Below are 11,804 nucleotides of genomic sequence, written 5' to 3'. Positions count from 1 at the left end.
TTCGCCACGGCGCTACGAGCGAGGGAAGGCGTCCGGAGCGATCCGGGCACCTTTTTGCTTGGGAGGTTTGGACCGCTCACCGTGCGTGACGGACGACACCCGCTTTTGACCCTTCAGCATATGCCTCCACTGCCGTCCGCGCTTGTTTCGGACACAGTTCCGGGCGGTATATCGACACGCTTATTCTTCGGTCATCGCCTGGATCATGCCGTACGGATCGTCGATAAACTCGCGCATGATCCTGAAATGCTCGGTGTCCTGCAATGCAACGGGGTCCAGCCCGTATTTGCTCATCCGCAACAGGCGCGCCCCAGGATGCCCCATGATGATCGGCGAATGCGTGACGATCAAGACTTGGCTTTGATTGCCCAATTCCATTCGGTGCAGCAGTTTGAGGAAGTCGAATTGCCGGTTCGGCGACAGGGCGGACTCGGGCTCGTCGAAGATGAAGATGCCCGGCTGCGTGCAGCGTTCCTCGAAGAACCGGATGAAGCCTTCGCCATGCGAGTGAGATAGAAAATCGGCCGTGTCGCTGCCCGCTTCGTCCAAATACCGGGCGACGGCAAAAAAACTTTCCGCCCGGAGGAACCAGCCTCGACCGACTTTGGGCAGCCAACTGGCCTTGAGCGATTGCGCCAGTTCCCCGCCGCCGGTTTCGGTCGCGCGAGAATTGTCCACCGCACGGTATCCCGGACCGCCGCCGCTTTCGTCGAAGCCCGCCAGTACCGCGATGCCCTCCAGAAGCGTCGATTTGCCGACGCCATTTTCGCCGGCAATAATCGTGACGGGCCGGTCGAACACTAGTTCAAACGACCCACGCTTGAACAGCGGAAGGCAATAGGGATATGCAGCGAGATTGAGGACGGCGTTCTCGTCGAGCCAAACCCGTTTCAGATAAGGCGGTGGCAACGTCGTATGCCGATATCTCGCCAAAGCTTTGGTCCCCGGCCTACTGCTGATAGGACGCCTATCGCCCTCTCGCCGGAACGTACAAGCCCTTCATTCCACAGGCTCGACACATCCTAAACCACCAGCACGCTGCGTCCCGGCGTCTCCCCCGCCTCCAGTGCGCGGTGCGCATTCGCCGCGTCCTCCAGAGCGAACCGCTGCCGATCTTCGGCACGATCGCGCCGCCGCGGAGCATCGTGAACACCCGGTCCATCCGCGCCGCGCGGGTCAGGACGTCATGTCCGGCTGTCCGTTCGATGCCGACAACCCGCCGTCGACGGGCAGGTTCACGCCGGTGACGAAACCCGCATCGTCGCTCGCCAGGAACAGGATGACCTTCGCCACGTCCCCCGGCTCGGCGACCCGTTTCATCGGAATGCGGTCCATGAACTTCGCGATCGTGGCGTCCGCCATGTCCTTCGTCATACCCGTCCATGTCAGGCTGGGAGCGACGGCGTTGACCCGCACGCCGTCCTTGCCGAGATCGAGCGCCATCGCGCGGGTGAGGTTCGTCACCGCGCCCTTGGACGCGTTGTACGCCGCCATGCCCCAATCGCCCCCGAGCCCGGACACGGACGAGGTCTGCACGATCGATCCCTTCGTCTTCTTCAGTTCGGGGATCGCGGCCTTCGCCATCAGGAAATAGCCGGTGGCGTTGATGGTCAGGACGCGCGCCCAGTCCTCCTCGCTCGTCGCGGCGACGTCGCCCTGCACCACGACGCCCGCATTGTTGACCAGTATGTCGAGTCCGCCGAACCGCTCGACCGCCATCGCTACGGCGGCGTCGGCATCCGACGCTTTCGACGTATCGCCGACGACGACGATCGTGCGATCCTCCGGCAGGCCGTCGATGCTCGCGCTCATCTTCTCCCGATCTCGCCCGAACGCGATGACGTTCGCGCCCCCGGCGGAGAACAGCCGTGCAGCGGCCGCGCCGATACCCGATCCTGCACCCGTCACGATGACGGTCTTGTCCGTGAAACGCGCCACCAGCATTCTCCCGATCGGTTTCGATCCGAACGCGGGGCTTGCGTTTCGGGTTGCAACGGTTTCGCCCGCGCTCCATGTCGGCGGCGACGATACCCGAATTTCAAAAACGAACGACGGAGCGGATCATGCAGCGTTATCTCCAGCATTATATCGATGGTGCATGGGTCGACAGCGAAGGCGGTACGACCTGGCAGGTCGTCGACCCCGCCAACGAGCAGCCCTGCACCGAGATCACGCTCGGCACCGCCGCGGATGTCGACAAGGCGGTCGCCGCCGCCCGGCGTGCGTTCGAGACGTGGAGCCAGACCGGCGTCGGGGAACGCCAGGCGCTTCTCGGCCGCATCATGACCGAATACAAGGCACGTATCCCCGATCTCGCCAAGGCGATCTCGACCGAGATGGGTGCGCCGATCGGTCTGGCGACGATGGCCCAGGCACCCACTGGCCTCGCGCATTTCGCCGCGACCGCGAAGGCGCTGGCGGGTTTCACGTTCGAGGAGACGATCGGCAAGGCCAAGGTGGTGCACGAGCCGCTCGGCGTCGTCGCGATGATCACGCCGTGGAACTGGCCGCTGAACCAGATCTGCGCGAAGGTCGCGCCCGCCTTGGCGGCGGGCGATACCATGATCCTGAAACCGTCCGAGGAAGCGCCGGGTTGTGCGGCGATCCTAGCCGAGATCATGCACGCCGCGGGCGTGCCGGCGGGCGTGTTCAACCTCGTCAACGGCGACGGCCCCGGGGTCGGTGCGGCACTGTCGGCGCACAAGGATGTCGACATGGTGAGCTTCACCGGATCGACCCGCGCCGGCATCCAGATCGCGCAGGCCGCGGCGGCGACGGTCAAGCGCGTGCACCAGGAACTGGGCGGCAAGGCGGCGAACCTGGTGCTGGAGGGCGCGGACCTGGCGGCCGTCCTGCCGCCGACCGTCGCGGGGGTACTCGCCAATTCGGGGCAGAGCTGCATCGCGCCGACGCGTCTGCTGGTGCACCAAAGCCAGGTCGCGGACGCCACCGCTTTCGTGAAGGCGATGATGGAGCAGACGGTCGTCGGCGACCCTGCGGAGATGGGGCAGCAGATCGGCCCCGTCGTGAACAAGGCGCAGTTCGACAAGATTCAGGACCTGATCCAGTCCGCGATCGACGAGGGTGCGACCTTGGTCACCGGCGGTGTCGGCCGGCCGGACGGGCGCAACGCCGGTTTCTATATCCAGCCGACATTGTTCGCCGACGTCACGCCCGAGATGCGGATCGCGCAGGAGGAGACGTTCGGCCCCGTCGCGACGATCACGTCCTATGGCGACGAAGCGGAGGCGATCCGGATCGCCAACGATACGCCCTACGGGCTTTCCGCGACGATCTCCGGCGATCCGGCCGCGGCGGCGAAGGTCGCGCAGAAGCTGCGGGCGGGTCTGGTCACCATCAACGCGTGGAGCCCCGACATCGGCGCGCCGTTCGGCGGGTACAAGCAATCCGGCAATGGCCGCGAGAACGGACGCTATGGCCTGACCGATTTCATGGAGGTGAAGACCGTCGTCGGCGCGCCGGCCTGAACGCGTGACGCCGGGGGGCGACGACGCCCCGCCGCCGCCGTCCGGTGTTACAGCAACGCCTCGATATCCGCCGCGACATCCTCCGGCTTGGTCGTCGGGCCGTATCGGCGCACGACCTTTCCGGCGCAGTCGATCAGGAACTTGGTAAAGTTCCACTTGATCGCCTTCGTCCCCAACAACCCCGGCGCGTCCTGCTTCAACCGGGCGAACAGCGGATCGGCATGCGTGCCGTTGACGTCGATCTTGGCGAACACCGGGAACGTCACGTCGTAGGTGAGCGAACAGAAATTGGCGATCGCCGCGGCGTCGCCCGGTTCCTGACCGCCGAACTGGTTGCACGGAAACGCCAGCACCGCGAGACCACGATCGCCATAGCGCCGGTGGAGCGCCTCCAGTCCCTGGTATTGCGGCGTGAAGCCGCATTTCGACGCGGTGTTGACGATCAGCAATACGTGCCCCGCATAGGTCGACAGATCGACGTCGCCGCCGTCCGCGGCCTTCACGTGGAGATCGGTGATTGCGGTCATGCGGGGTCTCCATGGCGCGCCAACAGGGATTGCAGGTTCTGCCGTACCGCCGGCCATTCGCGGTCGAGGATGCTGTAGACCACGCTATCACGAACGCGGCCGTCGGGCATCACCTGGTGGCCGCGCAACACGCCGTCGCGCTTCGCGCCCAGCCGCTCGATCGCGGCCTGGCTCCGCAGGTTCAGCGCATCGGTGCGAATCTGGACGCATTGGCAGCGAAGCGCTCCGAACGCATGCGTCAGCAGCAGCAGCTTCGCCTCGGTATTGACCCCCGTCCGCTGAACGCGCGTGGCGTAGAACGTACCGCCGATCTCGACGCGGCGATGCTGCGCGTTCATCCGAAGGAAGCGGGTGGTGCCGCACACGCTATCGGCGCGGTCCAGCACCGCGAACGGCATCGTTCTGCCCGCATCGCGCTCGCGAAACGCGCGCACGAAAAAGGCGTCCGGGTCCTTCATCTGCGACACGCTGGCGTAGGACAGGTCCCACAACCCGCCCGTCGATGCGACGTCGACCAACGCGTCGCGGTCGGCCGGCGACAGCGGCCGCAGCGTCATGTGCCGGCCCGAAAGCGTCGGTGCCGCAGTCCGGTCGGTCACCGCAACTGGCCGTCGTGGAGGCGCACCACCCGGTCCATCTGCGCCGCCAGCCGCTCATTATGCGTGGCGACCAGCGCGGACGATCCTTCCTCGCGCACCAGCCGCAGGAATTCGGCGAGGACGAGGCCGGCGGTATGCTCGTCGAGGTTACCGGTGGGTTCGTCGGCGAGCACCAGCGCCGGCCGGTTGGCGAGCGCACGGGCGACCGCGACCCGCTGCTGCTCCCCGCCCGACAGCTGGCTCGGCCGGTGGGTCAGCCGGTGGCCCAGACCGAGCTGTGTCAGCAGGTCGACCGCGCGCGCATCGGCTGCGGAACGGGTCGCGCCTTGGACGAGCTGCGGCAGGACGACATTCTCGGTCGCATCGAAATCGGGCAGCAGATGGTGGAACTGATAGACGAAGCCCAGGCGGTCGCGGCGCACGACGGTGCGGCCATGCGCGCCGAGCCTGGCCGCCTCCTCGCCGGCGATCCGGATCGATCCCTCGAACCCGCCCTCCAGCAGGCCGACCGCCTGGAGAAGCGTCGACTTGCCGGATCCCGATGGCCCAAGCAGCGCGACGATCTCGCCCGGCGCGATCGACAGATCGACCCCGCGCAGGACGTTTATCCTGACGTCCCCCTGCACGAAGCTGCGGGTGAGACCCGTGGTCTGGAGGACGGGAGTCATCAAATCCTCCCCGCTCGCGGGGAGGGGTACCGCCGCGCAGCGGTGGTGGAGGGGGTTCGCCGCATGACGCATCGCTTGCGGCCTGCCCCCTCCACCGGCTTCGCCGGTCCCCCTCCCCGTCCCGGGGAGGATTTGATTGCATCACTCATACCGCAGCACCTGGACCGGATCGGTGCTCGCCGCCTTCCACGCGGGGTACAGGGTCGCCAGGAAGCTGAACACCAGCGCCATCGCGGCGATCGCGATCACTTCGACCGGATCGGTCTTCGACGGTAGCTCGGTCAGGTAGCGGATCGACGGGTCCCACAGATTCTGCCCCGTCACATATTGCACGACGTTCACCACCCCCTGCCGGTAGAACAGGAACACCGCGCCGAGCAGCAACCCGGCGAGCGTCCCGAGCGCGCCGATCGTCGTGCCGACGACCATGAAGATCCGCATCAGCCCGCCGCGCGTCGCACCCATCGTGCGAAGGATCGCGATATCGCGCGTCTTCGCGCGGACGAGCATGATGAGCGACGACAATATATTGAACACCGCGACCAGGATGATGATCGACAGTACGGTGAACATCGCCACCCGCTCCACCGCCAGCGCCTCGAACAATTGCGCGTTCATGCTTCGCCAGTCGGAGATCACCGCCTCCCCCGCGACGGTTTTGGCAAGCGGGGCGAGGATCGGGCCGACCCGGTCGGCGTCGACCGTCTTCACCTCGACCATGCCGACATCGTCGCCCATCAGCAGCAGTGTCTGCGCATCCTCGATCGGCATGACGACATACGCCTTGTCGTAATCATACACGCCGATTTCGAAGATCGCGCCGACGGTGTAGCTGACGATCCGCGGCACCGTGCCGAACGGCGTCGTCTGCCCCTGCGGGCTGAACAGCGAGATCTGGCTGCCGACCTGCGCGCCAAGCGCCTCCGCGAGCCGGCTGCCGATCGCGACCTCGCCGCTGCCCCTGGTGATCGCCGCCATCGATCCCATCAGGATCTTCGCATGGAGCGTCGTGTTCGAAGTGATGTCGGCAGCGCGCATGCCGTGAAGCAGGACCGCCTCCGCGCGCCCGTTATAGGTCGCGGCGAGCGGCTGTTCGATCAGCGGGATGGCCGAAGTGACGCCCGGCGTCGCCTTCGCCTGCGACACGATCGTACGCCAGTCGGGCAGACGGCCGTTATATCCCTGCACCACCGCGTGGCCGTTGAGCCCGACGATCTTATCGAACAGTTCCGCGCGGAACCCGTTCATGACGCTCATGACGATCACCAGCGCCGCCACCCCGAGCATGACCGCGACGAGGCTGATCGAGGCGACGAGGAAGATGAACGCCTCGCCCTTTCCGGGTAATAGATATCGCCGCGCGATCATCCGTTCATAGCGTGACAGGATCATCGGTGGGGGATGGCTTTCGCGGGGGGCAGATGGACGCGGCTTCGCCCTAGGATGGGGCGGCAGGGCTGGCAAGCCGGCGGATCGGCACGCTATTGTTGCGCAACCGCCACAGGCGTTGCCCAATCGTCGCCGCCGCCGGTTTTGGCCAATGACAAGCCGGTCATGACCGCATAGCAGGATGGCACTGACACACAGGCAATGGCCGTGGTTCGGGGATTGCTTCAAGCGCCGCCTACAGGCTGGTCGCGGGAGCGGGACAAGGGGGCTGACGAGCGATCGTCACGCAGGCGCCCGGATCGGAAACGGTCCGGGCGTTTGCCGTTTCCGGCGCGTCGACGCTGCCTTTGCGACCCCGAATTCGGTGTCGTCCCAGCGGGAGCTTCCGACTGACGCGGAGCCGACACCGACCTTGAAAGCTGTTATCCTAGGTTGGCTGAATGCAGGCTGCACGGCCTCCGAAAATTTTTGAAGATTCCGTCCGATCCGGCCTTGAATCGTCTTTTCATGCTTCCGAAATTCGCCGCGCGCGGTGCCGCAAGGGCCGCGCAAGAACCGGACACCGCGCATGAGCGGGTGTCCTATCGTCAACTCGCTCTGTGTGAGGATTTGATATGCGACTCGATCTGACCCCCTATCGCCGTTCCACCATCGGCTTCGACCGTCTGTTCGACATGCTGGAAACGAACGGCCGCACCGCACCGGCGGAAAACTATCCCCCCTTCAATCTCGAGCGGATCGCCGACGATCGGTACCGCATCACGCTGGCCATCGCGGGCTTCACGCGCGACGAGATCGAAATCACCGCGCAGCAGAACCTGCTCCTGGTCGCCGGACACAAGGACGACAAGACGGCGGGTGCCAATTTCCTGCACGTCGGTATCGCCAACCGCAGCTTCGAACGTCGTTTCGAACTGGCCGATTTCGTGCTGGTCGAGGATGCGCGGTTGAACGACGGGCTGCTGGTGATCGATCTCGTCCGCGAAGTGCCCGAGGCGATGAAGCCGAAGTCGATCGCGATCAAGACGGGCGCGCCGCTGGCCGCGGTCGAGAGCAACCCGGCGGACGAGGCGAAGGCGGCGTAACTTCTGTTTCCCTCTCCCCTTGTGGGAGAGGGAGGGAGCCGCGACGCGGCGGAAGGGTGAGGGGATCGACGTAAGAGCACTCGGTCCCCCTCGCCCTTCCAACGCCTTCGGCGCTTGCCCCTTTCCTCTCCCACAGGGGGAGAGGGAATTTGTTAGAACAACCGGCTCTGCTTCACCGCAGCTTCGATGAAGCTTGCGAACAAAGGATGCGGATCGAAGGGTTTGCTCTTCAATTCCGGATGGAATTGCACGCCGACGAACCAGGGATGATCCGGCCGCTCGACGATCTCCGGCAGGGTTCCGTCGGGTGACATGCCACTAAATACCAGCCCGCCCTTCTCCAGCGCCTGGCGGTAGTTCGTGTTGACTTCGTACCGGTGGCGATGGCGCTCGCTGATCGCGGTGTCGCCGTAGATCGATGCGACGACGCTGTTCCCGTCCAGCGCCGCGTCATACGCGCCAAGCCGCATCGTACCGCCCAGATCGCCTTGCGCCTCGCGCTTCTCCAGTCCGTCCTTGCCCATCCATTCGGTGATGAGACCGACCACGGGTTCGGGCGTCGGGCCGAATTCGGTCGACGACGCCGCCGCGATACCGGCCGTGTCGCGGACGCCCTCGACACAAGCCATCTGCATCCCGAAACAGATGCCGAAATAGGGCACGCGTCGTTCGCGGGCGAATTTGACTGACTTGATCTTGCCCTCCGCACCGCGCTCGCCGAACGCGCCCGGGACGAGGATCGCATGGCAGGGTTCCAGATGCGCGGCGATGTCGCCGTCCTCGCGTTCGAACAGCTCGGCGTCGATCCAGCGGATGTTGACCTTCACCCGGTTGGCGATCCCGCCATGGACCAGCGCTTCGTTCAACGACTTGTACGCATCCTGCAGGCCGACATATTTGCCGACGACGCCGATCGTCACCTCGCCTTCGGGATTGGTCAGCCGGTCGACGATCTCGTTCCAGCGGCTGAGGTCGGGGGCGGACGACGGGACGATCCCGAACGCGCGCAACACCTCCGCATCCAAGCCTTCGCCATGATATTGCAGCGGGACGGCGTAGATGCTCTTCGCATCCAGCGCGGGGATGACCGCGGCCTCCGCCACGTTGCAGAACAGCGCGATCTTCGCGCGTTCCGAGGGTGGGAGCGGATGTTCGCAGCGGCAGACCAGCACGTCGGGCTGCACCCCCAGTGCCGCCAGTTCGCGCACCGAATGCTGCGTCGGTTTCGTCTTCAGCTCGCCCGCCGCTGCGATATAGGGAACCAGCGTGACGTGGATCGAGACGGCGTTGCCGCGGCCGACCTCGTTCTTCAGCTGGCGGATCGCCTCGATGAAGGGTAGTGACTCGATGTCGCCGACCGTCCCGCCGATTTCGCATAGTACGAAGTCGAGATCGTCGGTCTCGGCGCGTGCGAACGCCTTGATCGCATCGGTGACGTGCGGGATGACCTGCACCGTCGCGCCCAGATAATCGCCGCGGCGTTCGCGCTGGATGATCTGCTGATAGATGCGGCCCGATGTGACGTTGTCGCTCTGGCGCGACGGCACGCCGGTGAACCGCTCATAATGGCCGAGATCGAGGTCGGTCTCCGCGCCGTCGTCGGTCACATAGACCTCGCCATGCTGATACGGCGACATCGTGCCCGGATCGACGTTCAGATACGGATCGAATTTGCGGATGCGGACCCGGTAGCCGCGTGCCTGCAGCAACGCTGCAAGCGAGGCCGCCATCAGACCCTTGCCGAGCGACGAGACCACGCCGCCGGTGATGAATATATACCGCGCCATGGGACCAACCGCCTAGCGCTTGTTGGGGGCGAGCGACAAGCGCCCGCGGACGCATGCCGGTCGATTTACATCGGCGGTCCGGCTCAGTGCGCGAGCGGAACCGCCGAATTGTCGGCGGGCGCGGCGCTGTTGCCGGCGACCGTCGCTGCGCCGGCGAAGGGCGCGCCGGTGGGCGCTGCCGCCGGGGCGGCGACGGGCGGTGCCTTGCGGGCGAGCGAAGTGTCCAGCGTTGCCGCACCGCGGTGCGTCGCCGCCAGCATCGCCAGCGCGATCGACATGAGCACGAAGGCCCCGGCAAGGATGCCGGTGGCCCGCGTCAGGAAATCCGCCGCGCCGCGCGCCGACATCAGCCCCGACGGGCTGCCCCCCATCCCCAGACCGCCGCCTTCGGATTTCTGCATGAGGATCACCGCCACCAGCGCGGCCGCTATGATGGCATGGACGACGAGAAGGAAGACGAACATGGCTATGTGATTTTTCCGAAACGGTGGCTGCGTGGCAGCGGTCGCCGCGCACATAGGTCAACGCGGGCACGCGATCAACTGGACGACCCCTCGTCCATTCCCGCAACAATCGGCGTCGCTGCGGAAACCTGCGCCGCGGGGGGCGTTATGACGACACGATGATCCAGACCTGCCCCTATCGATGTGTCGGAACAGCTTGATGGCTTCGAACGCGGTTTATCAATTGTCGACGTGGATGACCGCGTTGGTCGATTATGTCCGGTCGGGGGAACCCGATCTCACCAACCGGCAAATGGCGTTGCTGATGCTCGTCTATCTTCGCCCGGGGCCGCACACCGTCAGGGGATTGGCACGGTCGCTCAACGTGTCGAAACCCGTCGTCACGCGCGCCTTGAACAGATTGGGCGCACTCGGCTATCTGCGCCGCCAGCGCGACGACAGCGACAAACGCAATATCTTCGTCGCCCGCACCGAAGAAGGGGCAGGTTTTCTTGAAGAGTTCGGCCAACTCATCGGCGAAGGCGACGATGCCGTCGCCAAACGGGTCAGCGCGTAGAAGCTTCGCGCTGACTGGCCGATCGGTCGTGCTCGATCCCCTGACCCACGCGGTCCGTCGGGACATCGCCGACATCCGCCTCGCCGAACATGTCTTCGCGCCGCATTATGTCGCGCCGATGGAACGGCGGATCGCGGTCGCGACCGTGTTGTGCGGCGACCGAGACGACGGCGCGGTGCCGATCGCGACGCTGTCGAAGGGCGACCGGTTCGATGTCCTGGACATATCGGGGGCCACCGCCTGGGGGATCGCGGTCAAGGCGGGACTGGTCGGCTATGTCGCGATCGCCGCGATCGAGGGGTTGAGCGTTTGAGCGTCCGGGTGTTCATCGACGGCGCGGTCGGCACCACCGGGATCGACATTCAGGACCGGCTGGCCCCGCGCGGCGACATCACGCTGGTGACGCTGGCCGAGGATCGGCGCAAGGACGCCGAGGCGCGGCGCGGCGCGCTCACCGATGCGGATATCGCGATCCTCTGCCTGCCCGACGATGCGGCGCGCGAAGCGGTGGCATTGATCGGTGACGGCGCGACGCGGGTCATCGACGCCTCGACCGCGCACCGTGTCGCTACGGGCTGGGTATATGGGTTCCCCGAACTGGAGGCCGATCAGGCCGCGAAGATCGCCGATGCGCGGTTCGTGGCGAACCCCGGCTGCTACCCGACGGCGTTTCTCGCGCTCGTTCGGCCGCTCGTGCGCGCCGGGCTCGTCCCAGCGGACTGGCCGCTGAGCTTCGCCGCGACGTCGGGCTATTCGGGGGGCGGCAAGACGATGATCGCGGAATTCGAGCAAGGCCGGACCGATACCGCGTTCCGCGCCTATGCGCTCGGCCTCGCGCACAAGCACGCGCCGGAGATGCGCGGGCATGCCGGGCTGACACACCCGCCGATCTTCGCACCGTCGGTGGCGCGGGTCTATAGCGGCATGCTCGGCGAGGTGCCGCTGCCGCTCTATGCGCTCCCCGGACGACCGACGATCGCCGCGATCGAGGACTGCCTGCGCGGTGCCTATGCGGACAGCGCGCTCATCGGTGTCGCACCTTGCGACGGCGGCGCGATCCGGATCGAGGAAAATGCCGGGACCGATCGCATGACCTTGCGCGTTTGCGGCAACGATGCGGCGGGCCAGGCACGGCTCGTCGCGACGCTCGACAATCTGGGCAAGGGTGCCGGTGGTGCCGCGGTCCAGAATCTGAATCTCATGGCCGGGCTCGATCCGCTTGCCGGTCTCAACCTCTAGGA

The 11,804-nt window shown here is 65.9% G+C and carries 13 protein-coding genes; 5 read left to right on the top strand and 8 right to left on the bottom strand.

Going from position 1 to position 11,804, the window contains the following annotated elements; all coding sequences use genetic code 11:
• Nucleotides 1-180 precede the first annotated feature (180 nt).
• Complete coding sequence (locus HUU99_RS06950; protein ID WP_254602997.1) at nucleotides 181-909, bottom strand: AAA family ATPase; 729 nt, start codon at nucleotides 907-909, stop codon at nucleotides 181-183.
• Nucleotides 910-1,176: 267 nt separating this feature from the next.
• The gene (locus HUU99_RS06945; RefSeq protein ID WP_174285848.1) at nucleotides 1,177-1,938 is read right to left on the bottom strand and encodes an SDR family NAD(P)-dependent oxidoreductase; all 762 of its coding nucleotides are present in this window, start codon (nucleotides 1,936-1,938) and stop codon (nucleotides 1,177-1,179) included.
• Nucleotides 1,939-2,063: 125 nt separating this feature from the next.
• On the opposite strand from HUU99_RS06945, the gene HUU99_RS06940 reads away from it, so the two are divergent.
• Nucleotides 2,064-3,488 (top strand): aldehyde dehydrogenase family protein, encoded by a 1,425-nt coding sequence (locus HUU99_RS06940; protein ID WP_174285847.1) that lies wholly within the window; start codon nucleotides 2,064-2,066, stop codon nucleotides 3,486-3,488.
• 47 nt (nucleotides 3,489-3,535) lie between these two features.
• Here the strand turns inward: HUU99_RS06940 and HUU99_RS06935 are convergent, their stop codons facing one another.
• The 4 genes from HUU99_RS06935 to HUU99_RS06920 all read right to left on the bottom strand — a co-directional run bounded on the left by HUU99_RS06935 (nucleotide 3,536) and on the right by HUU99_RS06920 (nucleotide 6,674).
• A complete protein-coding gene (locus HUU99_RS06935; protein WP_174285846.1) occupies nucleotides 3,536-4,015 on the bottom strand; it encodes a glutathione peroxidase in 480 nt (159 codons plus the stop codon).
• Nucleotides 4,012-4,614, bottom strand: coding sequence for a GNAT family N-acetyltransferase (locus tag HUU99_RS06930; RefSeq protein WP_368039935.1), 603 nt, complete (start codon nucleotides 4,612-4,614; stop codon nucleotides 4,012-4,014). The genes HUU99_RS06935 and HUU99_RS06930 overlap by 4 nt, the downstream gene beginning before the upstream one ends.
• A complete protein-coding gene (locus HUU99_RS06925) occupies nucleotides 4,611-5,282 on the bottom strand; it encodes an ABC transporter ATP-binding protein (protein WP_174285845.1) in 672 nt (223 codons plus the stop codon). Before HUU99_RS06925 ends, HUU99_RS06930 begins: the two co-directional genes overlap by 4 nt.
• A 141-nt stretch (nucleotides 5,283-5,423) precedes the next feature.
• The gene (locus HUU99_RS06920) at nucleotides 5,424-6,674 is read right to left on the bottom strand and encodes a lipoprotein-releasing ABC transporter permease subunit (protein ID WP_174285844.1); all 1,251 of its coding nucleotides are present in this window, start codon (nucleotides 6,672-6,674) and stop codon (nucleotides 5,424-5,426) included.
• Nucleotides 6,675-7,285: 611 nt separating this feature from the next.
• On the opposite strand from HUU99_RS06920, the gene HUU99_RS06915 reads away from it, so the two are divergent.
• The gene (locus tag HUU99_RS06915; protein ID WP_174285843.1) at nucleotides 7,286-7,756 is read left to right on the top strand and encodes an Hsp20 family protein; all 471 of its coding nucleotides are present in this window, start codon (nucleotides 7,286-7,288) and stop codon (nucleotides 7,754-7,756) included.
• Between the two features lie 152 nt (nucleotides 7,757-7,908).
• Here HUU99_RS06915 and HUU99_RS06910 read toward each other — a convergent pair whose 3' ends face one another.
• Nucleotides 7,909-9,543 carry a CTP synthase gene (locus HUU99_RS06910; protein WP_174285842.1) on the bottom strand — a complete coding sequence of 545 codons (1,635 nt, stop codon included), beginning with the start codon at nucleotides 9,541-9,543 and terminating at the stop codon, nucleotides 7,909-7,911.
• Between the two features lie 83 nt (nucleotides 9,544-9,626).
• Nucleotides 9,627-10,007 carry a preprotein translocase subunit SecG gene (gene secG, locus HUU99_RS06905; RefSeq protein ID WP_174285841.1) on the bottom strand — a complete coding sequence of 127 codons (381 nt, stop codon included), beginning with the start codon at nucleotides 10,005-10,007 and terminating at the stop codon, nucleotides 9,627-9,629.
• 235 nt (nucleotides 10,008-10,242) lie between these two features.
• Between secG and HUU99_RS06900 the strand changes: the two genes are divergently transcribed.
• Genes HUU99_RS06900 through argC form a run of 3 tightly spaced genes read left to right on the top strand, consistent with a single transcriptional unit; the run spans nucleotide 10,243 to nucleotide 11,802 of the window.
• Complete coding sequence (locus HUU99_RS06900; RefSeq protein ID WP_174285905.1) at nucleotides 10,243-10,563, top strand: MarR family transcriptional regulator; 321 nt, start codon at nucleotides 10,243-10,245, stop codon at nucleotides 10,561-10,563.
• Between the two features lie 28 nt (nucleotides 10,564-10,591).
• Nucleotides 10,592-10,876 (top strand): SH3 domain-containing protein, encoded by a 285-nt coding sequence (locus HUU99_RS06895; protein ID WP_174285840.1) that lies wholly within the window; start codon nucleotides 10,592-10,594, stop codon nucleotides 10,874-10,876.
• Nucleotides 10,873-11,802 carry an N-acetyl-gamma-glutamyl-phosphate reductase gene (argC, locus tag HUU99_RS06890; RefSeq protein ID WP_174285839.1) on the top strand — a complete coding sequence of 310 codons (930 nt, stop codon included), beginning with the start codon at nucleotides 10,873-10,875 and terminating at the stop codon, nucleotides 11,800-11,802. Before HUU99_RS06895 ends, argC begins: the two co-directional genes overlap by 4 nt.
• The last annotated feature ends 2 nt before the right edge of the window (nucleotides 11,803-11,804 follow it).

The organism is Sphingomonas bacterium, assembly GCF_903642285.1.
GTDB lineage: Bacteria > Pseudomonadota > Alphaproteobacteria > Sphingomonadales > Sphingomonadaceae > Sphingomonas.
This window is presented reverse-complemented; position numbering and strand designations above follow the sequence as displayed.

Bases quoted from the DNA above. Each gene is read 5' to 3' on its own strand.
- HUU99_RS06940 (WP_174285847.1), top strand. From the start codon at position 2,064: ATGCAGCGTTATCTCCAGCATTATATCGATGGTGCATGGGTCGACAGC.
- HUU99_RS06935 (WP_174285846.1), bottom strand. From the start codon at position 4,015: ATGACCGCAATCACCGATCTCCACGTGAAGGCCGCGGACGGCGGCGAC.
- HUU99_RS06925 (WP_174285845.1), bottom strand. From the start codon at position 5,282: ATGACTCCCGTCCTCCAGACCACGGGTCTCACCCGCAGCTTCGTGCAG.
- HUU99_RS06920 (WP_174285844.1), bottom strand. From the start codon at position 6,674: ATGATCCTGTCACGCTATGAACGGATGATCGCGCGGCGATATCTATTA.
- HUU99_RS06915 (WP_174285843.1), top strand. From the start codon at position 7,286: ATGCGACTCGATCTGACCCCCTATCGCCGTTCCACCATCGGCTTCGAC.
- HUU99_RS06910 (WP_174285842.1), bottom strand. From the start codon at position 9,543: ATGGCGCGGTATATATTCATCACCGGCGGCGTGGTCTCGTCGCTCGGC.
- secG (WP_174285841.1), bottom strand. From the start codon at position 10,007: ATGTTCGTCTTCCTTCTCGTCGTCCATGCCATCATAGCGGCCGCGCTG.
- HUU99_RS06900 (WP_174285905.1), top strand. From the start codon at position 10,243: ATGACCGCGTTGGTCGATTATGTCCGGTCGGGGGAACCCGATCTCACC.